This window comes from Mycobacterium sp. NBC_00419 (assembly GCF_036023875.1).
Classification (GTDB): Bacteria; Actinomycetota; Actinomycetes; order Mycobacteriales; family Mycobacteriaceae; genus Mycobacterium.
Window position 1 is genome coordinate 5,430,604 of sequence record NZ_CP107931.1, and the last position, 25,177, is coordinate 5,455,780.

At 67.5% G+C, this 25,177-nt stretch carries 22 protein-coding genes and 1 riboswitch; of the genes, 12 read left to right on the forward strand and 10 right to left on the reverse strand.

All coding sequences use genetic code 11. The annotated features are described in order from the left end of the window. Positions 1–4 precede the first annotated feature (4 nt). Together OG976_RS25925 and OG976_RS25930 are read left to right on the forward strand one after the other, a co-directional pair. The gene (locus OG976_RS25925) at positions 5–1,357 is read left to right on the forward strand and encodes a hypothetical protein (protein WP_328355663.1); all 1,353 of its coding nucleotides are present in this window, start codon (positions 5–7) and stop codon (positions 1,355–1,357) included. A 9-nt stretch (positions 1,358–1,366) separates the two neighbouring features. Next, complete coding sequence (locus OG976_RS25930; RefSeq protein ID WP_328355666.1) at positions 1,367–2,776, forward strand: wax ester/triacylglycerol synthase domain-containing protein; 1,410 nt, start codon at positions 1,367–1,369, stop codon at positions 2,774–2,776. 1 nt (position 2,777) lies between these two features. Here OG976_RS25930 and OG976_RS25935 read toward each other — a convergent pair whose 3' ends face one another. The 4 genes from OG976_RS25935 to OG976_RS25950 form a co-directional block, all read right to left on the reverse strand. Next, positions 2,778–3,494, reverse strand: coding sequence for a GAP family protein (locus OG976_RS25935; RefSeq protein WP_328355669.1), 717 nt, complete (start codon positions 3,492–3,494; stop codon positions 2,778–2,780). A gap of 45 nt (positions 3,495–3,539) precedes the next feature. Next, on the reverse strand, positions 3,540–4,781 hold the full coding sequence (locus OG976_RS25940; protein WP_328355672.1) for a glycosyltransferase: 1,242 nt from the start codon (positions 4,779–4,781) through the stop codon (positions 3,540–3,542). Positions 4,782–4,866: 85 nt separating this feature from the next. Further along, on the reverse strand, positions 4,867–5,601 hold the full coding sequence (locus OG976_RS25945; RefSeq protein ID WP_328355675.1) for a hypothetical protein: 735 nt from the start codon (positions 5,599–5,601) through the stop codon (positions 4,867–4,869). 38 nt (positions 5,602–5,639) lie between these two features. After that, positions 5,640–5,996 carry an XRE family transcriptional regulator gene (locus OG976_RS25950; RefSeq protein ID WP_328355678.1) on the reverse strand — a complete coding sequence of 119 codons (357 nt, stop codon included), beginning with the start codon at positions 5,994–5,996 and terminating at the stop codon, positions 5,640–5,642. A gap of 134 nt (positions 5,997–6,130) precedes the next feature. Between OG976_RS25950 and OG976_RS25955 the strand changes: the two genes are divergently transcribed. From OG976_RS25955 to OG976_RS25965, 3 genes are all read left to right on the forward strand, one after another. Next, the gene (locus OG976_RS25955; protein WP_328355681.1) at positions 6,131–6,724 is read left to right on the forward strand and encodes a hypothetical protein; all 594 of its coding nucleotides are present in this window, start codon (positions 6,131–6,133) and stop codon (positions 6,722–6,724) included. Positions 6,725–6,948: 224 nt separating this feature from the next. Further along, the gene (gene ileS, locus OG976_RS25960) at positions 6,949–10,065 is read left to right on the forward strand and encodes an isoleucine--tRNA ligase (protein WP_328364034.1); all 3,117 of its coding nucleotides are present in this window, start codon (positions 6,949–6,951) and stop codon (positions 10,063–10,065) included. 57 nt (positions 10,066–10,122) lie between these two features. Then, entirely contained in the window at positions 10,123–11,469 is a 1,347-nt protein-coding gene (locus tag OG976_RS25965; RefSeq protein ID WP_442930571.1) for a DNA polymerase IV, read from the forward strand. Here OG976_RS25965 and OG976_RS25970 read toward each other — a convergent pair. After that, positions 11,434–12,351 carry an asparaginase gene (locus OG976_RS25970; RefSeq protein WP_328355685.1) on the reverse strand — a complete coding sequence of 306 codons (918 nt, stop codon included), beginning with the start codon at positions 12,349–12,351 and terminating at the stop codon, positions 11,434–11,436. The genes OG976_RS25965 and OG976_RS25970 overlap by 36 nt on opposite strands. A gap of 64 nt (positions 12,352–12,415) precedes the next feature. Here OG976_RS25970 and lspA point away from each other — a divergent pair, with 64 nt between their 5' ends. From lspA to dnaE, 5 genes are all read left to right on the forward strand, one after another. After that, entirely contained in the window at positions 12,416–13,003 is a 588-nt protein-coding gene (gene lspA / locus OG976_RS25975; RefSeq protein WP_328355688.1) for a signal peptidase II, read from the forward strand. After that, complete coding sequence (locus OG976_RS25980) at positions 13,000–13,926, forward strand: RluA family pseudouridine synthase (RefSeq protein ID WP_328355690.1); 927 nt, start codon at positions 13,000–13,002, stop codon at positions 13,924–13,926. The genes lspA and OG976_RS25980 overlap by 4 nt, the downstream gene beginning before the upstream one ends. Next, the gene (gene rarD / locus OG976_RS25985; protein ID WP_328355692.1) at positions 13,923–14,831 is read left to right on the forward strand and encodes an EamA family transporter RarD; all 909 of its coding nucleotides are present in this window, start codon (positions 13,923–13,925) and stop codon (positions 14,829–14,831) included. The genes OG976_RS25980 and rarD overlap by 4 nt, the downstream gene beginning before the upstream one ends. Continuing rightward, a complete protein-coding gene (locus OG976_RS25990) occupies positions 14,824–15,411 on the forward strand; it encodes a SecDF P1 head subdomain-containing protein (protein ID WP_328355694.1) in 588 nt (195 codons plus the stop codon). Before rarD ends, OG976_RS25990 begins: the two co-directional genes overlap by 8 nt. An 83-nt stretch (positions 15,412–15,494) precedes the next feature. Next, a complete protein-coding gene (gene dnaE / locus OG976_RS25995) occupies positions 15,495–19,043 on the forward strand; it encodes a DNA polymerase III subunit alpha (RefSeq protein WP_328355697.1) in 3,549 nt (1,182 codons plus the stop codon). Between the two features lie 6 nt (positions 19,044–19,049). On the opposite strand, the gene OG976_RS26000 is transcribed toward dnaE, so the two are convergent. Then, positions 19,050–20,327, reverse strand: coding sequence for an MFS transporter (locus OG976_RS26000; RefSeq protein ID WP_442930395.1), 1,278 nt, complete (start codon positions 20,325–20,327; stop codon positions 19,050–19,052). A 56-nt stretch (positions 20,328–20,383) separates the two neighbouring features. Here OG976_RS26000 and OG976_RS26005 point away from each other — a divergent pair, with 56 nt between their 5' ends. Further along, positions 20,384–20,809 carry an SRPBCC family protein gene (locus tag OG976_RS26005; RefSeq protein ID WP_328355703.1) on the forward strand — a complete coding sequence of 142 codons (426 nt, stop codon included), beginning with the start codon at positions 20,384–20,386 and terminating at the stop codon, positions 20,807–20,809. Here the strand turns inward: OG976_RS26005 and OG976_RS26010 are convergent. The 4 genes from OG976_RS26010 to OG976_RS26025 all read right to left on the reverse strand — a co-directional run bounded on the left by OG976_RS26010 (position 20,794) and on the right by OG976_RS26025 (position 24,099). Further along, positions 20,794–21,024 (reverse strand): hypothetical protein, encoded by a 231-nt coding sequence (locus OG976_RS26010; protein ID WP_328355706.1) that lies wholly within the window; start codon positions 21,022–21,024, stop codon positions 20,794–20,796. The two genes, OG976_RS26005 and OG976_RS26010, sit on opposite strands and share 16 nt — an antisense overlap. A 23-nt stretch (positions 21,025–21,047) precedes the next feature. Further along, positions 21,048–21,848, reverse strand: a complete 801-nt coding sequence (locus OG976_RS26015; protein WP_328355709.1) for an SDR family NAD(P)-dependent oxidoreductase — start codon at positions 21,846–21,848, stop codon at positions 21,048–21,050. Then, the gene (locus tag OG976_RS26020) at positions 21,845–23,410 is read right to left on the reverse strand and encodes an MFS transporter (protein ID WP_328355712.1); all 1,566 of its coding nucleotides are present in this window, start codon (positions 23,408–23,410) and stop codon (positions 21,845–21,847) included. The genes OG976_RS26015 and OG976_RS26020 overlap by 4 nt, the downstream gene beginning before the upstream one ends. Before the next feature lie 77 nt (positions 23,411–23,487). Next, positions 23,488–24,099 (reverse strand): TetR/AcrR family transcriptional regulator, encoded by a 612-nt coding sequence (locus OG976_RS26025; RefSeq protein ID WP_328355715.1) that lies wholly within the window; start codon positions 24,097–24,099, stop codon positions 23,488–23,490. An 86-nt stretch (positions 24,100–24,185) separates the two neighbouring features. Then, positions 24,186–24,383, forward strand: a riboswitch (cobalamin riboswitch). 67 nt (positions 24,384–24,450) lie between these two features. Here OG976_RS26025 and OG976_RS26030 point away from each other — a divergent pair. After that, positions 24,451–25,128, forward strand: coding sequence for an energy-coupling factor ABC transporter permease (locus tag OG976_RS26030; protein WP_328355717.1), 678 nt, complete (start codon positions 24,451–24,453; stop codon positions 25,126–25,128). The last annotated feature ends 49 nt before the right edge of the window (positions 25,129–25,177 follow it).

Here is a 25,177-nt window from a genome sequence, read left to right on the forward strand (position 1 = left end):
CCCAGTGGCCGGGGTTTCGGACAATGTGGTGCCCTACACCGACCAGGCGTTGCTCCTGGCGTTGCGCGGATCCGGCGAAGAAGCCGTCATGCAGATCGTCTGGACCTACGAACATCCCGTCGACATGCACGGTCTGCGGCGCTTTCACGCCGAGTTCGGGCAGGGTCTGGTCGCGCGGCACATCGAGCGTTCGCCCGTCCCGTTCGGCCGGCATCGCTGGGTAGCGGCACCGGGCCCGCAGTGCGACATCGACATGGACGACTCGACGCGCCCGCGCGCCGAGCTGTTCGAGTGGGTCAACGAACACCTCCAACTGCCCATCGACCCCGAACGCGGTCCTGGCTGGCGGATGGGCGTGCAGCGTTTCACCGACGGTTCGACGGCGATCAGCGTGGTGGTGACGCACTGCGTGGCCGACGGTGGCGGCTTCATCGGCAGGGCCATCGACACGATCAACGGCAAGGACCGCACCCTCGGCTACCCGCCCGCGGGTTCGCGCACCAGGGGGCGGGCGGTGGCCGCCGACCTGCGCCAGACCGTCAGGGACTTTCCCGAGACCGCCCGAACTCTGGGCCGCGCGGCGAAGGTGGCGCTGGCACGCCGGCATGAACTGGTGCGGCCCAAGCCGTCCCGGCCCGCCGTCGTCTCCGGCGGTGCTCAGCAGGTACACGTGCCGAACGTGGCCGTCTACATCGACGGCAAGGATTGGGATGCCCGCGCGGAAAGCCTTGGCGGGAACTCATATTCGCTGCTGGCCGGATTCTGCGCGAAGCTGGCCGAGCATCAGGGCCGGGTGCGCGCCTCCGATGGTGTGGTCACCCTGATGATTCCGGTCAACGAACGCCAGGATGCCGACGACACCGGCGGCAACGTGGTGTCGATCGCCAACGTCAGCTTCGACCCCATCCCGGTGACCAAGGATCTCGCCGGTGCCCGCGCGGCGATCCGGCAGGGCCTCAAGACTGCCCGCGACGTGCCCGACGAGATGGTGGCGCTGCTTCCGCTCATCCCGTTTCTGCCCAAGCGCGCCTTCGCCAAGACCGTGGACATGACGTTCGGGTTCTCCGAGGACCTGCCGGTGTCGTGCTCCAACATGGGGGATCTGACCGCCGATCTGCTGCGCATCGACGGCACCCCGGCCGAATACATCAATCTGCGTGGCGTCGACAGGTACACGACCAGGGAAGCGCTCGAGCGCCGGCACGGCATTCTCACCCTGGTCTCGGGACGTGTCGGCGAACAGATCACCATCGCGGTGGTCGCTTACCAGCCGGGTCTGGACAACACCCGGGACCGTCTGCGCGAGGTTGTCGCCCAGGTACTCGCCGAGTTCGAGCTGACCGGTGTGATCGAATGAGGTTCATCGTTGACAACTGAAATACGGCCCAAACGACGGCTTTTCGCCCGCCGCGCAGCAGATGCGGAGAGCTCCGAGCACCGGCTCGAGTTCCTCGACCAAACCGCGTTCGAGCTGATGCGTGCCACCGGCCGCAGCCAGCTGATGCAATGCATCTGGGTCTACGAACATCCGGTGGACGTCGAGGCGCTCAAGCGATTCCACGACAACTTCACCGCATCGCTGGGCAGCCGGCTGATCGAGCCGTCCCCGCTTCCGTTCGGCCGGCCTCGCTGGGTCGATCCGGTCGGTCCGCCCGCACCGATCCGCTTCGCCGAGCATCCGCGGCCGCGCAGTGAGCTGATGGACTGGGCCGACGAACTCGGCGAGCTGCCGATGGATCCCGAGCACGGTCCGGCGTGGTATCTGGTGGTACAGCCATTGACCGACGGCTCGACCGCGATATCGATGCTCGGCTCGCATTGCATCGGCGACGGGGTCGGCGCACTGCTGGCGATCTTCGAAGCCGTCACCGGCAACATCCGCGACATCGGATACCCGCCGCCGAAGGCACGCCCGGCCCGCGCAGCGCTGGCCGCCGATCTGCGTCAGGCGGTGCGTGATCTGCCTCTGACTGCCCGCACGGCGGTCAAGGCCGCCAAACTCGTCGCCGCACAGCGCAAAGAACTGGCCAAGTCCCGGGCGCTGCAGCCGGCCGCCGAGCCCGGGGTCGATCTCGACAGCACGGTGGTGGTGCCGTCGGTCGCGGTCTTCGTCGATGCCAACGAGTGGGACGCCCGCGCGCACGCCCTCGGCGGAAACAGTTATTCGCTGGTGGCCGGGTTCGCTGCGAAGATGGCCGAGCATCTGGGCCGTCGCCGGACCTCCGACGGAGCGGTCACCCTGGTGATCGCGATCAATCTGCGGGAGAACCTCGACGACGACCGTGCCCTGGCCATGGCGTTCGCCAATGCCACCGTCGACCCAACCCAGGTGACCACCGATCTTTCCGAGGCCCGTGCGATGGTTCGGACCGCCCGGGAGACCGCCAAGGCACAGCCGGACCCAACCCTGGAGCTACTTCCGCTGATGCCGTGGCTGCCCAAGCCCGCGGTCAAGGGGGTGGCGGAGTTGCTGTTCGCCTACTCCGACGACCTCCCGGTGTCGTGTTCGAACCTGGGGGACCTGCCGCCCCAGCTCGCCCAACTCGACGGAACCGATGCGGAGTACGTCTTGATCCGGGCACTGGACCAGCACGTGACGATGCGGGAGATCCAGCGCTCGCACGGTCAGCTCGTCGTGGTGTCCGGGCGGATCAACGGCAAGGTGGTGATCTCGGTAGAGGCGTACGAGATCGGCGCGGAGAACAGCAAGCCGCGGTTGCGGGCGTTGGCGGCCCAGACGCTGGCCGAGTTCGAACTGACCGGCAGCATCGAGTAGCTCAGAGGCTGGCGATCCCGGCGATGAACAGGATGGTGCCCACCAAGCCGAGCACGGCGGCGACCTGCCGCCGGGTGCGGCGCCGGATCCACTCGTTGAACGCCTGCACCCGAACGGCCGTTTTCTGCGGTGCGATCAGATAGCTGACGAGGGGAATCGACGAGATGGCGTTGGCCAGAATCAGGAAGGCGAACAGCGCGAGCGCCTGAATCGCCGGCGGTTCGTTGGAGGCGATGATCAGCGCGAGCAGGGCCATGTACTCGACACCCGGCATGGCCAGGCCGAGGCCGGCGAAGCTGGAGAACCAATGCGATTCGCCGTGGATGATGTTCTTGGCCCGGATGGCCACCCGGCCCGTGGTGGTCACCGGTTCGTCGGCCGGCGAGCCGTCCTCGGCGGTCAATTCGGGCGGGGCCAAGGGGTTTCGCGCGAAGCGGCCCAGCGGCACGTTGCTGCCGATGATGGCGGCGATCAGCAGCACGGCCGCGCCGATGCCGATCTGGATCTTGGAGCCGTCGAAGTTGGTGGGTCCGAACAGGCCACGGTGGAACACGAACAGCACGAGCAGGCCGACGCTGGCGCTCAGGGTGACGCCGCTCAGCAGGAAGATCAGCAGCTGGCGGATCGGGTGCTTGCGAGTCAGCATCAGGGCGATCAGACCGATGCGGGTGGGTTCGAAATTGACCGCGATGGCGAGCACCAGCACGGTCGTCCACATGGCTGCTGACTTTACCTTGTCGGCGCGTAGCGGCCGATTCGCCGATCAGCGGCCGGGGTGTTTGCGGGCCGCCGCTTCGAGCAGGTCTGCGGCGGCGGTGATGCTGGCCGTGGGTGCGGTCATCCGGGCGGCCACCGCGCGCGCCCGTGCGGCGTATTCCGGTGTGAGAACTGTCCTCAGGTCAGCAAGCAGGGTGTCCCTGGTGGTGGCGGTGAACCGGCGTGCCGTTCCGACCTTCAGCCGGGTGACTTGGTTTGCCCAGACCGGCTGATCGGCTCCGACCCACAGGATGAGGGTGGGCACCCCGGAGCGGACGCTGGCCGCAGTGGTCCCCGCTCCGCCGTGATGGACGATGGCGCGGCACAGCGGGAACACCGCTGAGTGATTGACCGAGCGCACCACCTTGACGTGCTCGGCGTCGGGGATGTCGGCGACGTCCCAGATACCGGTGCAGATCAGCGCACGCTCACCGAGCTCGGCGCACACGTCGGTGATCAGCGCGATGGCCTCGGCGGGGGAGCCGACCGGCATGCTGCCCCAGCCGAAGTAGATCGGCGGCGCGCCCGCCCCAATCCAGGAGCTGACCGCATCGTCGACCGAGGTGGACAGTGCCATCGTCAACGAGCCGATGAGCGGGCGCTTGCCCTCCCATTCCTGCTCCAGCCCGGGAAAGAACACGTCGTCGTAGGCCTGGATCTCCAGCGTGCCGCCCTCGACGACACGTCGCACCCCGCGGGTGGTCGCCCTGGGCAGGCCCAGGGCGCGCCGCTGGTCGTCCTCGGCGCTCTTGTAGAGGCGCCAGTGGCCCCATTCGACCACCGCCCATGCCGGCCCGAGCACCGGTTTGGGGATCGACAGGGTCTGGCTGTTGGGTCGGCACGGAAAGTAGTGCAGGGCGGCCAGCGGGACGTGTCGGTACTCGGCGACGTTGGCCGCGACTTCCTGATAGGTGGTGCCGGTCAGGATCAGGTCGGCGCCCTCGGACATGGCGGTCAGCGTCTCGTTCATCTCGGCCCAGCCGTCGCTGATGTACTCGCGGGCCTGGCGGACGACGGCGAGCGGATTGCGGGGCTTCCACCACTCGGTGAAGACGTCGGCTTCGATCTGCTTCTGCGAGTCGACGCCATAGGGCAGCGCCGGACCCAGGCCGGCGTCCTCGACGAAGTCAACGAGGTTGGGTGGTACCGCCATCCGCACCTCGTGGCCGCGGCGGACGAGTTCGAGGCCGACTGCGGCGCAGGGTTCGACATCCCCCCGCGTCCCGTGGACCGCCACGGCGAATTTCATTGACCGGTACCTGCGTTCGACGACAGTGCAGCGCGGCCCGAGGCCAGCGTTCCTGCGATTAGATCACAACTGTCGTGGCACGCCCTCAATGCGAGGTCTTGGAGAACCACTTCATCTTGATCCGCCAGGAATGCGCGGAGGCCAGCGCGAAGCCGGCCCCGCACAGGCAGGCGAAGAACCAGACCATCTTCCCGCCCTCCACCGACTGGAACGGTGTCACGTAGGCGGTGATGATCCGGATCGAGCAGGCGACGACGCCGGCGCCCGAGGCCAGCAGATAGACGTTGGCGATCAGCCGCGAGCGGGGGTCCTTGCGCAGGATCAGCAGCGCTCGCGAACCGTAGACCAACAGATAGATCAGGGTGCCGCAGAGCAGCAGCCAGTAGGCGCTGAGCCAGAAATCCGTGGGCACCTGGAAGAAGTCCGGCCGGTAGATCTTGGCGCCGTTGCCGATGGAGAACGTGGCCAGCAGCAGCGGTATGCACAGTGTCGCCGGGCGCTCCACGTACTGCTTGAACGTCAGTTGCAGGGTGTGGTCCTCCTGCAGTCTGCCCAGGGCGTTGTAGACGATCGCGGAGGCGGCCACGATGTAGCAGTCGTGCCCGAGGTAGTCCTCGAGGTTCCACTTGCCGGTGAGGTTGTACAGCAGTTGCCCGACGGTCTCCGACGCCAGCGGCGACATCAACAGGACCGCGGCGCCCTGGAGCGCGATATTGAGGGTCGCGGCGACTTCCCAGCGGCACGACCACGTCACCCGCCTGATCCACAGGCTCCACGCGATACACGCCAGGGTGATGGTGATGAGAACACCAAGAGCCATAGCCGACAACCTTTACCCCCGAATAACTTCAGCAAATACTACAGGGGAGGCGCATCCTGTCGAGGTTCCGATTCCGAGAGTTTGCGCACAATGCGTAAAGTCCTGGGCGAATTAATTGTCGTCACCGTAAATGGCACGGATTCGACGTAATTCCATACCTCTTCCCGGCTCATGAGGCCGAACCGAATCTGCAGGTCGGGCGAGCTCAAGCCGAATCTTCCTGCCAGTAAACGCAGCTCCTCGGCGTTCGGGTAGTCGCCGTCCTTGATCCGCCGGTAATACGTGGAGCTGGAGATCCCGAGTGCGTCGTAGATGTCCTTGGCCTCCACGTCACCGTCGAGAAGGTACTCGAGAAGCGTTTTGAGCTGTCTGCCGTTTTCGTCGGTCCGAGGCACCCAATCACGATACCCGAACTCCCGGTAATGGGTATTGGCAACCTTCGGGGACAAAGAATTCAATTTATTGACACTGCCGTCACAGTTATGGGAATGGTCTCCCATTTCTGGGAATCGGCCGCTACGGTGGGGGCATGGTTGCTCCTCCCGTGACCAACCCGTCGAGCAACGTGCGGGTAGTCGATGACGAAATTGCAGGTCTTCCGCGAGCGGAAGACATGGTGCACATGGCTGTGCCACTGAGCCATGACCTGACCGCGGAACTCGACGGTGCGGTGGCTGTCGCCGCCGTCGGGTTCGAGGAATTCCTGCTGGCCGCGCTGGGCCGCGCCATCGCGCGGACCATCGGTGTCGGTGTGGTGACGGTCGGTGGGCTGACCACGGTCGCCCCGATCAGGTTGACCTGCGCGCTGGAACGCGGCCTCGATGCCGACGGCCTGCTCGCCGACGTCCGGCGGGCGCTGGCCGACCCGCCGCACGGAACGCACGGTCCGGCCGACGTGATGTTCTCCTTCCTGGGTCTGTCACCGGAACCGGCGCTGGGGCCGTTGCAGCTCGTCGACGGCCCGGCGCTGGCCGTGCTGGCGTACCGCCGTGACGGCGTGCTGGCGATGGACTGGTGGTACGACGGCCGCAGGCTGGACGCGTGCACCATCGAGGAGCTGGCCGGCCAGTTCCGGCTCGGGTTGATCGGGCTGACGTCCGAGGTCACCCCGGTCTGCCGCTAGAATCTGTCCAACGGCACCGATCCGGCCATCACCGGGGAGCCTTCGGAAGAACGGTCCGACGATCCGAGGTCGGGGGCCAAGTAGACCCGAACGGGTGGGCCCGTCACAGCCTGCAATGAGCGACGCACGGCGACGTGCGTAAGCGGGGTGGTACCGCGGCGCTCGCGCACCTGCGCGTCGTCGTCCCCGTGCCTGAGGATCCGGCACAGGAGACGAGCGCAATCGTGACCGATAACGGCTACCCGAAGGTCGGTGGCTCGCCCAGCTTCCCAGCCCTCGAACGCGAGGTTCTGGCCTACTGGGCCGCAGACGACACCTTCCGCGCCAGCATCGCCAACCGCGACGATGCGCCGGAGTACGTCTTCTATGACGGTCCGCCGTTCGCCAACGGACTGCCGCACTACGGCCATCTGCTGACCGGCTACGTCAAGGACATCGTGCCGCGGTACCGCACGATGCGCGGGTACAAGGTGGAGCGCCGGTTCGGCTGGGACACCCACGGTCTGCCCGCCGAACTCGAGGTGCAGCGTCAGCTCGGCATCACCGACAAGGCCCAGATCGAAGAGATGGGTATCGAGAAGTTCAACGACGCCTGCCGCGCGTCGGTGCTCAAGTACACCGCCGAGTGGCGCGACTACGTCACCCGCCAGGCGCGCTGGGTGGACTTCGACAATGACTACAAGACGCTCGACCTGTCCTTCATGGAGTCGGTCATCTGGGCGTTCAAGCAGCTGTGGGACAAGGGTCTGGCCTACGAGGGCGTGCGGGTGCTGCCGTATTGCTGGAACGACGAGACCCCGCTGTCCAGCCATGAGCTACGGATGGACGACGACGTCTACCAGAGCCGCCAGGACCCGGCCATCACGGTCGGTTTCCGGGTGGCGGCGCCAGGGTCCGATCTGGATGGCGCCCATCTGCTGATCTGGACCACGACGCCGTGGACCCTGCCGTCCAATCAGGCGGTGGCGGTCAACCCGGATGTCGCCTATGTCGTGGTGTGCGTCGACGGCCAGCGCTACGTGCTGGCGCAGGCCCGGCTGGCCGCCTATGCCCGGGAGCTGGGGGAGGAGCCCGAGGTCATCGCGACCGTGCCGGGCGATCAGCTCCTGGGTTTGCGCTATTTGCCGCCGTTCCAGTATTTCATGGACTCGCCCAACGCTTTTCAGGTCCTGCGCGGCGACTTCGTCACCACCGAGGACGGCACCGGGATCGTCCACATGGCCCCGGCCTACGGCGAGGACGACAAGGCCACCACGGACACTGTGGGGATCGTGCCCGTCACGCCGGTGGACTCCAAGGGTCGCTTCGACGTGACGGTCCCGGACTATCAGGGTCAGCACGTGTTCGACGCCAACCCGCAGATCATCCGGGATCTCAAGAACAGCACCGCGGGTGCCGCGGTCAATACCCCGGTGCTGATCCGGCACGAGACCTACGAGCACTCCTATCCGCACTGCTGGCGATGCCGCAATCCGCTGATCTACCGGGCCGTGTCGTCGTGGTTCGTCAAGGTCACCGAGTTCCGCGACCGGATGGTGGAGCTCAACCAGGAGATCACCTGGTATCCCGAACACGTCAAGGACGGCCAGTTCGGTAAGTGGCTCTCCGGCGCCCGGGACTGGTCGATCTCGCGAAACCGCTACTGGGGCACCCCGATTCCGGTGTGGGTCTCCGACGATCCGGCCTACCCCCGGATCGATGTCTACGGCAGCCTCGACGAGTTGGAACGCGACTTCGGTGTTCGCCCGGACAACCTGCACCGGCCCTATATCGACGAGCTGACCCGGCCCAATCCCGACGACCCGAGCGGCCGGTCGACCATGCGCCGCATCGAGGATGTCTTCGACGTCTGGTTCGACTCCGGTTCGATGCCCTATGCGCAGGTGCACTACCCGTTCGAGAACGAGGACTGGTTCGGTACCCACAATCCCGGCGACTTCATCGTCGAGTACATCGGCCAGACCCGCGGCTGGTTCTACACCCTGCACGTGCTGGCCACCGCGCTGTTCGACCGCCCGGCGTTCAAAAGCTGTGTCTCACACGGGATCGTCCTCGGTAACGACGGCCAGAAGATGAGCAAGTCGCTGCGCAACTATCCCGACGTCAACGAGGTCTTTGACCGCGACGGCTCGGACGCGATGCGCTGGTTCCTGATGGCCTCGCCGATCCTGCGCGGCGGCAACCTGGTCGTCACCGAGCAGGGCATCCGCGAAGGTGTCCGCCAGGTGTTGCTGCCGCTGTGGAACGCCTACAGCTTCCTGGCGCTCTACGCGCCGAAAGTCGGCACCTGGCGCACGGATTCGCCTCACGTGCTGGATCGCTACATCCTGGCCAAGCTGGCCGAGTTGCGCGACGAGCTGACCGCGGCGATGGACGTCTGCGATATCTCCGGTGCGTGTGAGCAGTTGCGTCAGTTCACCGAGGCGCTCACCAACTGGTATGTCCGGCGGTCTCGGCCCCGGTTCTGGGAGGAGGACGCCGACGCCATCGACACCTTGCACACCGTGCTGGAGGTGACCGCGCGGCTGGCTGCGCCGTTGCTGCCGATGGCCACCGAGGTGATCTGGCGGGGCATCACCGGCGAGCGCTCGATTCACCTGACCGACTGGCCCGAAGCCGGGGTACTGCCGCGCGACCCGGATCTGGTGGCCGCGATGGACAAGGTGCGTGAGGTGTGCTCCACGGGGTCCTCGCTGCGTAAGGCCAAGAAGCTGCGGGTCCGCTTGCCGTTGCCGAAACTGACTGTCGCCGTTGACGATCCGAAGAGTCTGGAGCCGTTCGCCGATCTCATCGCCGATGAGCTCAACGTCAAGGCGGTCGAGCTCACCGACGATATCGCCGCCTTCGGCCGCTTCGAGCTCGCCGTCAACGCCCGCGCCGCGGGCCCGCGACTGGGCAAGGCGGTGCAGGACGCCATCAAGGCGGTCAAGGCCGGCCAGGGTGTGCTCAACAGCGACGGGACGCTGACCGCGGGTGACGTGGTGCTCACCGCGCAGGAGTACAGCTCGAAGCTGGTCGCCGCCGATGCGGAATGGACTGCGGCACTGCCCAACGGCGCGGGCCTGGTGGTGCTCGACGGCACCGTCACCCCGGAGCTGGAGGCCGAAGGCTGGGCCAAGGACCGCATCCGGGAGCTGCAGGATCTGCGCAAGTCGACCGGCCTCGAGGTCAGCGACCGTATTCGCGTGGTGATCTCGGTGCCCGCTGACCACGAAGAGTGGGCCCGCGCGCACAGCGACCTCATCGCCGGGGAGATCCTGGCCACCAGCTTCGAGTTCGCCGAGCCGGTCGACGGCACCGAGATCGGCGACGGCGTGCGGGTGGCGATCGCCAAGGCCTGAGCCGGGGCCGGCGGGCAATAGCATCAAGGCGTGGAACGCTGGGTCCTGCACTTCGACATGGATGCATTCTTCGCATCCGTCGAACAGCTGACCCGGCCCACGTTGCGCGGTCGCCCGGTGCTGGTCGGCGGACTCGGCGGCCGGGGTGTGGTGGCCGGCGCAAGCTACGAGGCCAGAGTTTTCGGCGCCCGCTCCGCGATGCCGATGCACCAGGCCCGCCGCATGGTCGGGATGGGTGCGGTGGTGCTGCCCCCGCGCGGCGTCGTCTACGGCGTGGCCAGCAGGCGGGTGCTGGAGACGGTGCGCGCCCTGGTGCCGGTGCTCGAGCAGTTGTCGTTCGACGAGGCCTTCGGCGAGCCCGCCGAATTGGTCGGTGCCAGCGCACCGGACGTCGAGCAGTTCTGCACCCGGCTGCGCCAGCGGGTGCGCGAGGAGACCGGGCTGGTGGCATCGGTCGGCGCCGGTTCGGGTAAGCAGATCGCCAAGATCGCCTCAGAATTGGCCAAGCCCGACGGGTTGCGGGTGATCCGCCGCGACGAGGAACGGACCCTTCTCGACGGCCTCCCGGTGCGGCGGCTGTGGGGGATCGGACCGGTCGCCGAGGACAAGCTGCATCGCCTCGGCATCGAGACCGTCGGTCAGCTCGCCGCCCTCAGCGACACCGAGGCGGCCAGCATCCTGGGCGCCACCATCGGACCCGCGCTGCACCGGCTGGCCCGCGGCATCGACGACCGCCCGGTGAGCGAACGCGCCGAGGCCAAGCAGATCAGCGCCGAGTCCACCTTCGCCGTCGACCTCACCACCCTCGAACAACTCCGCGAGGCCGCCGGGCCCATCGCCGAACACGCGCACACCCGCCTGGAACGTGACGGCCGCGGCGCCCGCACGGTGACCGTGAAGCTGAAGAAGACCGATATGAGCACGCTGACCCGCTCGGCCACGCTGCCGTACGCGACCGCCGATATGGGCACACTGACCGCGACCGCACGGCGGCTGTTGCTCGACCCGCGCGAGATCGGCCCCATCCGCCTTCTGGGCGTTGGCTTTTCGGGCCTCTCCGATGTGCGTCAGGAGTCGTTGTTCCCGGATCTCGAGCAGCAGGAAGCCGAGTTGTCCGATACCCATGTGCCGGTGTCCGAGCCGGAGCCCGACGCCGGCGGCTGGCGCGTCGGCGACGACGTCGCCCACCCCGGCTTCGGTCACGGCTGGGTGCAGGGTGCCGGCCACGGCGTCGTCAGCGTCCGGTTCGAATCCCGAAGCAGCGGGCCGGGGGTGATGCGCACGTTCGGTATCGATGAGGCCGACCTGACGCGGGCCAACCCGGTCGACAGCCTCGACTGGCCGGACTTCGTCAGTGACCTGAACCGCTCAGCCCCAGCGGGCGACGACCTCACTCACGGATAGGCCTGCCCCCAGCGCCGCGATCAGCAGCACCCGCGCCTGGCTGGCCCGTAGCCGCGGCATCATCAGCGCACCGGCGCTCACCAGGTCATGGCCGGGGCCGTAGGCCGCATAGGCGCGCCCGGCCGGCACCCTCGTGGTCACCACCACGGCCACGCCCCGTGCGCACGCCCGGCCCACCGCGTCGACCACCGGGACTCCGGCGTTGCCCGCACCCATCGCCTCCAGCACCAGGCCGCGCGCACCGGCGTCGACGAACGCGTCGACGGCCACCCCGTCGGCTCCCGGGTACGCCGCGACGATGTCCACCCGCGCCACGTCGGTGACCGGGCCAAGGAAGGGCCGAGACGCGGACTCGTCGAGGGTGACCGTGCCGTCGTGAACGGTGCCCAGCAGGGACCCGCCGAACAATCCCGGACCGCCCACCTTCGTGGTGCCCAGTGGGGCGAACACCGATCCGGCGAAGCTGATCAGCACGCCGGGCCCGCGGGCCGGCGCGCTGGCCGCGACTGCCAGCGCGTCGCGCAGATTGCCGGGACCGTCGGCGTCGAGAGCGTCGGCGGACCGGGCCGCGCCGGTCAGCACCACCGGCACCGAACCGTCATAGGTCAGCGCCAGCCACAGTGCCGTTTCCTCCATCGAGTCGGTGCCGTGGGTGACGACGATCCCGTCGGCGCCGCCTTCGGCCGCCGCGGTGACCGCCGCGCTGATGCGACGCCAGTCCTGCGGGGTCAGCCGCGAACTGTCGACATTGAGGACGTCCAGGGTCTCGGCGTCCAGCCCCGCGGCCAGTTCGGCACCGCCGTGCACCGGGCGCAGCACGCCGTGGGCATCGGCGCTGGTGGCGATCGTCCCGCCGGTGGTCACGACGACGAGTCGGGGCATGCCGACATCATCGCAGCATCGGCCGGGGGGCAGCCCGCTGAGCGGGCTAGGGAATGATGGGGGCGTGAGCGACGAAACCACGGGAGGCGCCGAGCCGGCGACCGAGACCGGCGAGGACCACCCCGGCCAGCCGCCGGTGCGCCGCCGGTTGCGGCTGCTGCTGTCGGTCGCGGGCGTGGTGCTGGCTCTCGACGTGATCACCAAGGTGCTCGCCGTCAAGCTGCTCACCCCTGGCCAGCCGGTATCGATAATCGGCGACACCGTGACGTGGACGCTGGTGCGTAACTCCGGCGCGGCGTTCTCGATGGCGACCGGTTACACCTGGGTGCTGACGCTGGTTGCCACCGGTGTGGTGGTCGGCATCTTCTGGATGGGCCGCCGGCTGGTGTCGCCGTGGTGGGCCGTCGGGCTGGGCATGATCCTCGGTGGCGCGCTGGGCAACCTGATGGACCGTTTCTTCCGTTCGCCGGGACCGCTGCGCGGCCACGTCGTCGACTTCCTGTCCATCGGCTGGTGGCCGGTGTTCAACGTCGCCGATCCCGCGGTCGTCGGTGGTGCCATCCTGCTGGTCGTGCTGTCGCTGTTCGGCTTCGACTTCGACACCTCTGGCAGGCGCACCAGCCGCCCCGACGACGAGCCGACGCCCGGATGACCGAACGGTCGATGCCGGTACCCGAGGGTCTGGCCGGCATGCGCGTCGACGCCGGTATCGCCCGGCTGCTCGGACTGTCCCGCACCGCGGCCGCTGCCATCGCGGAGGACGGCGGGGTCGAGCTCGACGGCGTCGCGGCCGGCAAGTCCGACCGCCTCGAAGCGGGTGCCTGGTTGAGCATCACGCTGCCCGAAGCGCCTGCGCCGCCGGAGAATACTCCCGTCGAGATCGAGGGCATGACGATCCTGTACTCCGATGACGACATCGTCGCGGTCGACAAGCCGCCCGGGGTCGCCGCGCATGCCACCGTCGGCTGGCACGGGCCGACGGTGCTCGGCGGCCTGGCCGCGGCGGGGTTCCGGATCAGCACCTCCGGTATCCATGAGCGGCAGGGCATCGTGCAACGCCTCGACGCCGGAACATCCGGGGTGATGGTCGTCGCGCTGTCCGAACACGCCTACACCGTGCTCAAGCGGGCGTTCAAGGAGCGGACGGTCGACAAGCGCTATCACGCTGTGGTGCAAGGACATCCGGACCCGTCCAGCGGCACCATCGACGCGCCGATCGGCCGGCACCGCGGGCACGACTGGAAGTTCGCGGTCACCGAGGCTGGCCGGCACAGCATCACCCACTATGACACCGTCGAAATGTTCCGGGCGGCAAGCCTTCTCGATGTTCATCTGGAGACCGGCCGAACCCATCAGATCCGGGTCCATTTCGCCGCACTGCACCATCCCTGCGTAGGCGACCCGACCTACGGCGGCGACCCGGTGCTCGCCAAGCGGCTCGGACTGGAACGGCAGTGGCTGCACGCCCGCTCGCTGGCCTTTGCCCATCCGGCCGACGGCAGGCGGATCGAGATCACCAGCCCGTACCCGGCTGATCTGCAGCACGCACTGGATGTGCTGCGCGCCGACTCGTGACCTCGCCGGCGCGCAACGACAAGAAGTCCCAGGGCAGCGGGCTGCTGTTCGGCATCGGTGCCTACGCCTCGTGGGGACTGTTCCCGGCGTTCTTCCCGTTGCTGAAACCTGCTGGGGCATTTGAGGTTCTGTCACACCGCATCGTCTGGACCCTGGTGCTGATGATCGCGGTGCTGGTGGTGATGCGTCGGCTGTCGGACATTCGTGCGATCAACCGGCGTACCTGGCTGCTGCTGATCGCCGCCTCGGCGCTGGTGTCGGGGAACTGGGTGATCTACGTCTATGCGGTCAACAACGGCCATGTCGTCGATGCCGCACTGGGTTACTTCATCAACCCGTTGGTCAGCGTCCTGCTCGGCGTCGTCATGTTCGCCGAGCGCCTCACTCGGGCCCAGGCGGTGGCGGTGGTCATCGCGCTGGCCGCCGTCGTGCTGCTCAGCGTCGAGGTGGGTGGTCCGCCGCTGGTCGCGCTCGGCCTGGCGCTGACCTTCGGCCTCTACGGTGCGGTGAAGAAGGTGGTGCCCGTCGACCCGCGGGTCAGCGTGGGTCTCGAGGCGGCGATCGCCGCCCCGTTCGCGATCGTCTACATCGCGGTGACCGAGCTGACCGGCCGGGGCCAGTTCACCGACCACGGTGCCGGACACGTCGTGCTGACCATGCTGTCGGGACCGTTGACCGCGATCCCGCTGCTGTTCTTCGCGGCCGCGGCTCAGCGGCTGCCGCTGGTCACGCTCGGGCTGTTGATGTATCTGACCCCGGCGATGCAGATGACCTGGGGTGTGGTGGTCGGTCACGAGCCGATGCCGACGGCGCGCTGGGTCGGTTTCGCGCTCATCTGGGTGGCGCTGGCGGTGTTCAGCGGAGACGCGCTGCGGCGCTCGGGTAGCTTCACGACACATGACTGACACCGGTCGCCGTAATCGGCGGATCCTGATCGCCATCACCGCGGCTCTGGCGGCTGTGGCGATCGTGGTTCCAGTCCTGGGGGTGTTGCTGGCGCCTGCGATGAAGAACCAGGCCGACGCCCCGATCACGACGACGACCACCACCAAGCCGGTGCTCACCATCAAGCCGCTGGCGCTGCGACCGGTAAACGGTGCGTTCGTGATCAAACCCGAGGACTGCGTGCCGCCGCCGCCGACACCACCGGACCAGCCGCTGCGCACCTGCGACATCACCAAGACCGCGGTCTACGATCTGGCCCCGGAAGACCTGCGGATACAGCTGACCGACGTCGACGCATTCCTGAATCCGCTGACCGGCAAGCAGCTCGTACAGATCACGATGACCACCGAGTCCACCGCGGATTTCGCCCGCTACACCGCTGCGCACATCAATCAGCAGGTCGCGTTCGTCCGGTCCGGGATCGTCGTGTGGGGACCGAAGATCACCGAGCCGATCGACGGCCAGGTGCTGCAGTTGTCCGGCGAGGTGACCGCCGAACAGGCCCAGGAGATCGCCCGGATGCTGCGTGACGAGGCCTGATCCGGGGGCTGCCGAACTCGCCACGGGACACGACTCACGACACGCCGAAACGTGTCGGTCCGCGGCCCTAGACTGACGGGCCTATGGGCACGAACGACTCCTTCGTACATCTGCACAACCACACCGAGTACTCGATGCTCGACGGTGCCGCGAAGATCACGCCCATGTTCGCCGAGGCGCAGCGCCTCGGGATGTCCGCCATCGGCATGACCGACCACGGAAACATGTTCGGGGCCAGCGAGTTCTACAACGCCGCCACCAAGGTCGGCATCAAGCCGATCATCGGCGTCGAGGCCTACATCGCTCCCGGTTCCCGATTCGACACCCGCCGCATCCTGTGGGGCGATCCCGGCCAGAAGAGCGACGACGTCTCCGGCAGCGGCTCCTACACCCACATGACGATGGTCGCCGAGAACGCCACCGGCCTGCGCAACCTGTTCAAGCTGTCGACCTTGGCCTCATTCGAGGGTCAGCTCGGCAAGTGGTCGCGGATGGACGCCGAGATCATCGCCGAGAACGCCTCGGGCATCATCGCCACCACCGGCTGCCCATCCGGTGAGGTGCAGACCCGGTTGCGGCTCGGCCACGAGAAAGAGGCGTTGGAGGCGGCGGCGAAGTGGCGGGAGATCTTCGGCCCGGAGAACTACTTCCTGGAACTGATGGACCACGGGCTGTCGATCGAGCGCCGGGTCCGCGAAGGCCTGCTGGAGGTCGGCCGCAAGCTCGGCATCCCGGCTCTGGCCACCAACGACTGCCACTACGTCACCCGTGATGCGTCACACAATCACGAAGCACTGCTGTGCATCCAGACCGGCAAGACGCTGTCGGACCCCAACCGGTTCAAGTTCGACGGTGACGGCTACTTCCTGAAGTCGGCCGCCGAGATGCGCGCGCTGTGGGACGCCGAGGTTCCCGAGGCCTGCGACTCGACGCTGCTGATCGCCGAACGCGTTCAGTCCTATGCCGACGTGTGGACGCCGGTCGACCGCATGCCGGTCTTCCCGGTGCCCGAGGGCCACGATCAGGGGTCCTGGCTGCGCCACGAGGTCGAGGCCGGCCTGCGGCGACGCTTTCCCGCCGGCCCGCCGCCGGAGTACACCGAACGGGCCAGCTTCGAAATCGACGTCATCTGCGGCAAGGGCTTCCCGGCCTACTTCCTGATCGTCGCCGACCTGATCAACTACGCCCGCTCCATCGACATCCGGGTGGGTCCGGGCCGTGGATCGGCCGCCGGATCGCTGGTGGCCTACGCGCTGGGTATCACCAATATCGACCCGATCCCGCACGGGCTGCTCTTCGAGCGCTTTCTGAACCCGGAACGCCCGTCCGCCCCCGATATCGACATCGACTTCGACGACCGTCGCCGCGGTGAAATGGTGCGCTACGCCGCCGAGAAGTGGGGCAGTGACCGGGTCGCCCAGGTCATCACCTTCGGCACCATCAAAACCAAGGCCGCACTGAAGGATTCGGCACGGGTCCACTACGGCCAGCCCGGGTTCGCGATCGCCGACCGGATCACCAAGGCGTTGCCGCCGCCGATCATGGCCAAGGACATCCCGCTGTCGGGGATCACCGACCCCAACCACGAGCGCTACAAGGAGGCCGCCGAAGTCCGCGGCCTGATCGACACCGACCCCGACGTCCGCACGATCTACGAGACCGCCCGTGGCCTGGAGGGCCTGGTCCGCAACGCCGGCGTCCATGCCTGCGCGGTCATCATGAGTTCCGAGCCGCTCATCGAGGCCATCCCGCTGTGGAAGCGACCCCAGGACGGCGCCGTCATCACCGGGTGGGACTACCCGTCGTGCGAGGCCATCGGCCTGCTGAAGATGGACTTCCTGGGCCTGCGGAACCTGACGATCATCGGCGACTGCATCGAGAACATCAAGGCAAACCGCGGTATCGACCTCGACCTGGAAGCCCTGTCGCTCGACGATCCCAAGGCCTACGAACTGCTGGGCCGCGGTGACACCCTTGGCGTCTTCCAGCTCGACGGCGGCCCGATGCGCGACCTGCTGCGGCGCATGCAGCCCACCGAGTTCAACGACATCGTCGCCGTGCTCGCGCTGTACCGGCCCGGCCCGATGGGCATGAACGCCCACAACGACTACGCCGATCGCAAGAACAACCGGCAGGCGATCAAGCCGATCCACCCGGAGCTCGAGGAGCCGCTCAAGGAGATCCTCTCGGAGACCTACGGTCTGATCGTCTACCAAGAGCAGATCATGTTCATCGCGCAGAAGGTCGCCGGCTACTCGATGGGTAAAGCCGACGCGCTGCGAAAAGCCATGGGCAAGAAGAAGCTTGAGGTCCTGGAAGCCGAGTACCAGGGCTTCAAGGAGGGGATGACCGCCAACGGTTTCTCCGAGCGTGCGGTCAAGGCGCTGTGGGACACCATCCTGCCGTTCGCCGGCTACGCGTTCAACAAATCACACGCCGCCGGCTACGGGCTGGTGTCCTACTGGACGGCGTACCTCAAGGCGAACTTCCCGGCTGAATACATGGCCGGGCTGCTCACCTCGGTAGGCGACGACAAGGACAAGGCCGCCGTCTACCTGGCCGACTGCCGTCGGCTCGGCATCACCGTGCTGCCGCCCGATGTCAACGAATCGGTGCAGAACTTCGCCTCGGTCGGCCACGACATCAGGTTCGGCCTTGGGGCGATCCGCAACGTGGGTGCCAATGTCGTCAGCTCGCTGGTGGCCACCCGCTCGGACAAGGGCAAGTACACCGACTTCTCCGACTACCTGGGCAAGATCGACATCGCGGCATGCAACAAGAAGGTCACCGAATCCCTCATCAAGGCAGGGGCTTTCGACTCGCTGGGTCATCCACGCAAGGGTCTGTTCCTGGTGCACACCGACGCCGTCGACTCGGTGCTGGGCACCAAGAAGGCCGAGGCGATTGGCCAGTTCGACCTGTTCGGCGGAGGTGACGACAGCGGCGGCGGAGCCGGCGAGTCGGCGTTCACCATCCGGGTGCCTGACGAGGAGTGGGACGACAAGCACAAGCTCGCCCTCGAACGGGAGATGCTCGGCTTGTACGTATCCGGCCATCCGCTCAACGGGGTGGCCCACCTGTTGGCCATGCAGGTCGACACCCAGATCCCGGCCATTCTCGACGGCGACATCCCCAACGACACGCAGGTGCGGGTCGGCGGCATCCTCGCCGGGGTGAACAGGCGGGTGAACAAGAACGGAATGCCTTGGGCGTCAGCCCAGTTGGAAGACCTCACCGGTGGTATCGAAGTGATGTTCTTCCCGCAGACGTACTCGATGTTCGGTGCCGAGATCGCCGACGACGCGGTGGTCCTGGTCGGCGCCAAGGTCCGCATTCAGGACGACCGCATCTCGCTGATCGCCAACGAGCTTGTGGTGCCGGACTTTTCGACGGCCCAGATCGACCGGCCGCTGGCGGTGAGCCTGCCCACCCGGCAGTGCACCATCGACAAGGTCACCGCGCTCAAGCAGGTGCTGGCGCGTCACCCCGGCACCTCGCAGGTCCATCTGCGGCTGATCAGCGGCGACCGGATCACCACGCTGGAACTCGACCAGTCGCTGCGGGTCACGCCATCCTCAGCGCTGATGGGCGACCTCAAGGCCCTGCTGGGGCCGGGCTGCCTGGGCGGCTGAGCACGGTCAGATGTCGGCCGTCTCCTTGAGCAGACGCACGCACACCAGGCTGACCAGTCCCAGACCGGACAGCATCGCCGCGATGCTCCAGCTGCCGTAGGAGTCGAGAAGGTACTCCGAGATCACCGGGGGCACACCGCCGCCGATGATCCCGCCGATGTTGTGCGCCAGGCCCGCGCCGGTATAGCGGTAGGCGATGGCGAAGGTCTCCGGGATGAAGGACGCCAGCGGCCCCATCGCGATTCCGATGATCGCGTAGGTCACGATGATGGCGACGGCGAAGAGAACGTGGTTGCGGGTTTCGATCAGCGGGAAGACGATCAGCGACCAGGGCACGGACAGCGCGTAGCCGACCGTCATCGGAAGCCGCCGGCCGTAGGTGTCGCTCAGGATGGCCGAGGCGGCGACGAACGCCACCGTGCAGACGCCCCCGATCACGCCGACGAGGAGCACGAAGTCCGTCGAGAAACCCAGGTGTGCGGTGGCGTAGTGAGTGAAGAAGGTACCGGTCTCGTAGACCAGTCCGAGAACGCCGACCATGGCGCCCGCCGCGAGCAGGAGTTGGCGGCCCTGGTCGCGGACCAGGGCGGCGACGGGCGTCTCGTTATGGGTGGCGGCTGACGCCTCGGCGAATACCGGCGTCTCCTTGACGCTCATCCGCACCACCAGGGCCGTGCCGATCAGCACGGCGCTGAGCAGGAATGGAAGCCGCCACGCCCATTCCATGAACGCCGAGCTGCTCTGGCCCCAGGTCACGTAGACGATCAGGAAGACCAGATTCGCCAGAACCAGCGCCGTGCCGAATCCCATCTGGGTGAACATCCCGTAGCGGCCCCGCTGGCGCGGGGGTGCGTACTCGGCGCTGAGCAGCGCCGAGCCGGCCCACTCGCCACCGACAGCGAACCCCTGCAGAACCCGCAGCAAGGTCAGCAGTAGCGGTGCCGCGAGACCGATCGCGGCCGTGCTCGGAATGAGTCCCACGCCGACGGTGGAGACGCCCATCAGGAGCAGGGTGACGACCAGGGTTCGCTGGCGGCCGATGCGGTCTCCGAAGTGACCGAATACGACCGCACCGATCGGGCGGGACACGAACGCCGAAGCAAACGTTCCCAACGAGGCGACCGTCCCCATCACGTGGCCCAGGTGGGGAAAGAAGACGGTGGGGAACACCAGTGCTGCGGCCGTGCCGTAGATGAAGAAGTCGTAGAACTCGATGGCCGAGCCGACGTAACTCGCCAGCGCGACCCGTCGCAGTGTCCCCGGCGCCCCCGTATGCACTGGCAAATTCTCATGACGCAGGAGCTGTTTGTCCAGTGGAGATCGTGGCGCAGGATGGGGTGATGGGCGATGACACTTCAAGCGAATCCCGGCATATCAGCGCATGGATCAATCGATCGGCGGCCGACGTCTACCGCTATGCCGCCGATCCGGCGCATCTCCCCGAATGGGCGGCCGGGCTGTCCCAGGGCGCGCTGACGAAGGTCGGCGACACCTGGGTGGCCCAGTCACCGATGGGGGAGATCACCATCGAGTTCACCCCGGCCAACGACCTCGGGGTGCTCGACCACGTGGTCACGATGCCGTCGGGGGAGCCGGTGTTCAATCCGCTGCGAGTGGTACCGGCCGGCGAGCAGTGGAGCGAGGTCGTGTTCACCCTTCGGCGCAGGGCGGAGATGTCCGACGACGATTTCCTGAAGGACGCGGCGGCCATCACGGCCGACCTGGCGACGCTGAAGCGAATCCTGGAGCGTCAGACGCGCGGGTGACGACGCGCGCCGAAGGCCATCCAGATCACGGTGGCCACGCCGGCGGCAGTCAGGACCGCCGGTGCGGCGCTGGCGGTGACAGCGCCGACGACGGCGAGCACGAGAAGTCCGGCACCGACGGCGACCAGCTTGTAGAGCGGCCACGGCACTCCGGCGATGCGCACGTGCGATTCGGGCGAGGTGAGGGCCGAACGCACCTGTTCAACACTCGTCATGCCCTCGAGGGTACCCCGCATCTTTAGTTTCGGGCACCCGAAATCTCATCGCGCCGCATGCCGGCCATCACCTTGGTCAAGATGACGGTCCGCAGCCGCCGCGGCAGCATCCTCAGCGAGGCGGTCAGGAACTTGCCGCGCGCCCCGGGTACCACTGTGGCGCGGTGGCCGAGGGCCCGCAGGGCGGCCGCGGCAACCACCTCAGGTGAGTCCGCCGACGTCATCGTCAGGCCCGCCCGGTCGCCGAAGCCGCTGTTCACCGGTCCGGGGGCGACCGCAAGAACGTCGACGCCCAACGGGGCGAGCTCGGGGTGCAACCCCTCGGCCAGACTCTGCACATAGGCCTTGGTGGCGGCGTAGTTGGCCTGGCCCGCCACACCCTGCCAGCCCAGGATCGACCCGAAGAGGACGATCCCGCCCCTGCCCCGGTTGACCATCCGCCCCGACAGCGCGTGGGTCAGCTGGGTCACCGCGGTGATGTTCACCGCGATCATCGCCAACTCGTCGCCGATGGCGGACTCGACGAACGGCCCCGCGCCGCCGAATCCGGCGGCCAGGACGGCCAGGCCGATGTCGAGGCCGGCGGTGTGGGCGGCGAGCGCCGCGACGCCGTCCGGATCGGACAGGTCGACCGCGACCACCCGGGTGTGGACGCCGTGGGTGCGTTCGAGTTCGTCGGCCAGCGCCCGCAGTTCGGGCTCCCGGCGGGCGGCCAGCACGACGTGGAGTCCGGCGGCGGCGATCCGGACTGCCATTGCCCGTCCGATTCCGTCGCTGGCACCGGTGACCAGCGCCCAGGGTCCGTATCGTTCGAGAGCACTCACAGCTGCGCCACCTTCGGGTGGGCGGGAAGCACGGCCAGCGCGAACAGCGCCCCGACGGCACAGACCGCGGCGGCGGTCAGGCAGCCGGCCTGCATCCCGGACAGGAAGGCGTTCTCCACCGCGCTGCGCACCGCGCCGGTGATCGGTGGGGGTGCCTGGGCGGCCACCGCCAGCCCCTGGGCCAGACCTTCCTTGGCGATGGACTGTGCCGACGCCGGCATGGCCTGCAACAGCTGGTTGTCGGCCAGGTGCCGGATGTAGATCGTGGAGAAGACGCTGCCGATCACGGCGACACCGAGGGTGCCGCCCACCTGGCGGGTGGCGTCATTGACGGCCGAGCCCGCACCGGCCTGCTCGGGTCGCACCACCCCCATGATCGAGTCGGTGGCCGGTGCGCTGGTGAGCCCGAGGCCGCCACCGAGCAGCACCATCTGCGCGGCCATCACCGGGTAGGTCACCCCGAGGTCGCTTGCCGCTATCCAGGCAAAGGATCCCGACATCATCAGAAGACCAACGAAGACAACGGCTTTGGTGCCGACTGCGCGCACCGCGAGCTGGGTGCCGAGCACCGAGCCGATGGCGATCGACAGCGCCACCGGCAGGATCCGGACACCGGTTTCCAGCGGGCTGTTGCCCTGGAGCAACTGCATGAACTGGGTGATGATGAAGATGAACCCGAACAGTGCGAAGAAGGCGACGGTGACCGCGCCACTGGCTGCGCTGAAGCGCAGGTTGGTGAACAGCGTGACGTCGATCAGCGGGTCGGGGTGTCTGCGCTCCCACCACGCGAAGCTCACCGCGGCGGCCAGTGCGACGGCGAACCCGATCAGTGTCGGTGCGCTCGACCACCCGTGCGACGGGGCCTCGATGATCGTGTAGACCAGGGCGCCGAGCATCACCACCGAGAGCACCAGACCGCCGCGGTCGACCCGCGATTGCCGGTCTCGTGCGGACGCGGGGATGACGAACGGCGCGGCCAGGGCGGCCAGCAGTGCGATGGGCGCCAGTGCGAGAAACAGGCTGCCCCACCAGAACCCCTCCAGCAGTGCGCCGCCCATGATCGGCCCGATGGCCACGCCCAGCCCGGTGACGGCACCCCAGACACCGATGGCGGCCGCCCGCTGGCGGGGATCGCGGAACGTGTCGGTGATGATGGCCAGCGTGGTCGGGTAGATGAGCGCGGAGGCGATACCCATCACCAGGCGCATGGCGATCAGTTCACCGGTGGTGGTGCACAGCGCGGCACCGACACTGCTGATCGCGAACAGGATCAGTCCGGCGATCAACGTCCCGCGTCTGCCGAACTTGTCACCGACGGTGCCACCGGCCAGCACCAGCGCGGCGAAGGCCAGGTTGTAGGCGTCGACGATCCATTGCAGGCCCCGGGTGGAGGCTCCCAGCGCCGAATTCAGAGTTGGCAGAGCGACATTGACGATCGTGGTTTCCACATTGATGGCCAGGGCCGCGACGAGGACGACAGCGAGGATCGCGATCGGCCGGATGCGCGGTGGTGCGGCGTGCGCCGCGGTCCCGTGGGTATGGGGGAGGGTGCCAGCGGTCATGGGCGGCGACTTTCATGTTGACAGCGTTAACATCGGCAAGCATGGCAGTACTTGTTGACACTGTCAACATGTGAGATCTAGCGGACGCCTTCGGCCAACAGATCGAGGAGGCGATCGGCGATCAGCTGCTTGCGCGGGGCCTCTGCGTAGTTGAGCGGGCCGTCCAGAAACAATGTGGCAAGGCCGTGCACCGCGGCCCAGGCCGCTTCATCCACGCCGTCTCGGCGACTGGCGGTGAGCACGCCGGCAGCCACCAGATCGTCAATGCAGCCGGTGAGAATCTGGAACGGATGTCGCCCCGGCTCGACGGTCTCGTCGCTCGGGTTCGGCCCGCCCGGCGCGAACGCGGTACGGAACAAGCCGGGCTCGGTCAGCGCGAAATCGATATAGGCCTGTCCGGTGGCGCGGAAGCGGGCCAGGGCGCGGTGCTCGCGCCGCCCCCGGTTGGGTACGGCGGCAAGCGATTCCAGCATCGCATCGCCCAGTTGGCCCATCCCGTAGACCTGCACCGCGCCCAGCAGCGCCTGGCGATCGGCGTAATGCCGGTAGGCGGCGGAGTTGCTGACTCCGGCCAACCGCTGCACGTCACGCAACACCACCGCGTCAGGGCCGCCGGTGCGGGCCAGTTCGACGCCGTGCTCCAGCAGCGCTTGGCGCAGGTTGCCATGGTGGTACGACGCGGTCGCCATGTTGACAAGTCTTACATCGTCCGGCGGCGGCCCGGGAGGTAATGTCCACCGCGCAGATGGTTTACCGGGGCTCACGGTCCCGGAATCGAGCGATGTGAGCAGGTGGCGCATCGCGAGAGGGAACCCGGTGTGAATCCGGGACTGTCCCGCAGCGGTATGCAGGAACGACCGCCGTCATCGGCACTGGCCGCAGAATTCGTGCGGCCGGGAAGCGACGGCCAGTAGGTGCATCCTTACGATGCGCGCCCGCGAGTCCGAAGACCTGCCAGCTGTGCCGGGTGCGCCGCACCCGGCGGGCATCGCCTCGTGGAATCGGGCGATGGCCATTGCTGCGTCCCGAAGGGAACTTCCGTGCATATTGAGCCCGGGATTGTCGAAGGCCCGAAGATCATTCTCAGTTACGTCAGCGCCGGCGGTGCCGGTGCATACGGCGCCTACACCGCCTGGCAGCTGATCAAGGAGCGCGGTATCGGCGCTCTGCTGCTGCGCAGTGCGGCCACCACGGCGCTGGTGTTCACGTTCTTCCAGGTGTTCCCGCACTATCCGGTGGGGATCTCCGAGGTGCACCTGATCCTGGGTTCGACACTGTTCCTGCTGTTCGGTATGGCGCCGGCCGCGTTCGGTCTGGCCGCGGGCCTGCTGCTCCAGGGGTTGTTCTTCGCTCCGTTCGACCTGCCGCAGTACGGCATGAACGTCACCACGCTGCTGGTGCCGCTGTTCGCCCTGCAACTGGTGGCCAACCGCGTGATCGCGCCGCAGACGCCGTACGTGCAGCTGAAGTACCGCCAGGCGCTGGCCCTGTCGACGACCTATCAGGCGGGCATCGTGTCGTGGGTGGCGTTCTGGGCCTTCTACGGCGAAGGTTTCAGCGGTCAGACCGTCGCCAGTGTCGCCACCTTCGGCGCGGCCTATATGACGGTGATCATCGTCGAGCCGCTGGCCGATCTCGGTGTGCTGGCCGCGGCCAAGGGTCTGCACCGGATGAAGGACTCGATGCTGTTCACCCCGAGGCTGCTCAACCCGGCCTGACCTCACAGCGGCGCCGCGGGCAATGTGAGCGGGGCTTATCTTCGCGCTA

What these genes read in the sequence shown, in the direction of transcription:
- OG976_RS25935 (WP_328355669.1), bottom strand. Translation starts at nt 3,494, where the DNA reads ATGTGGACGACCGTGCTGGTGCTCGCCATCGCGGTCAATTTCGAACCC.
- OG976_RS25940 (WP_328355672.1), bottom strand. Translation starts at nt 4,781, where the DNA reads ATGAAATTCGCCGTGGCGGTCCACGGGACGCGGGGGGATGTCGAACCC.
- OG976_RS25945 (WP_328355675.1), bottom strand. Translation starts at nt 5,601, where the DNA reads ATGGCTCTTGGTGTTCTCATCACCATCACCCTGGCGTGTATCGCGTGG.
- OG976_RS25955 (WP_328355681.1), top strand. Translation starts at nt 6,131, where the DNA reads ATGGTTGCTCCTCCCGTGACCAACCCGTCGAGCAACGTGCGGGTAGTC.
- OG976_RS25965 (WP_442930571.1), top strand. Translation starts at nt 10,123, where the DNA reads ATGGATGCATTCTTCGCATCCGTCGAACAGCTGACCCGGCCCACGTTG.
- OG976_RS25970 (WP_328355685.1), bottom strand. Translation starts at nt 12,351, where the DNA reads ATGCCCCGACTCGTCGTCGTGACCACCGGCGGGACGATCGCCACCAGC.
- OG976_RS25980 (WP_328355690.1), top strand. Translation starts at nt 13,000, where the DNA reads ATGACCGAACGGTCGATGCCGGTACCCGAGGGTCTGGCCGGCATGCGC.
- OG976_RS25990 (WP_328355694.1), top strand. Translation starts at nt 14,824, where the DNA reads ATGACTGACACCGGTCGCCGTAATCGGCGGATCCTGATCGCCATCACC.
- dnaE (WP_328355697.1), top strand. Translation starts at nt 15,495, where the DNA reads ATGGGCACGAACGACTCCTTCGTACATCTGCACAACCACACCGAGTAC.
- OG976_RS26005 (WP_328355703.1), top strand. Translation starts at nt 20,384, where the DNA reads ATGGGCGATGACACTTCAAGCGAATCCCGGCATATCAGCGCATGGATC.
- OG976_RS26010 (WP_328355706.1), bottom strand. Translation starts at nt 21,024, where the DNA reads ATGACGAGTGTTGAACAGGTGCGTTCGGCCCTCACCTCGCCCGAATCG.
- OG976_RS26020 (WP_328355712.1), bottom strand. Translation starts at nt 23,410, where the DNA reads ATGACCGCTGGCACCCTCCCCCATACCCACGGGACCGCGGCGCACGCC.
- OG976_RS26025 (WP_328355715.1), bottom strand. Translation starts at nt 24,099, where the DNA reads ATGGCGACCGCGTCGTACCACCATGGCAACCTGCGCCAAGCGCTGCTG.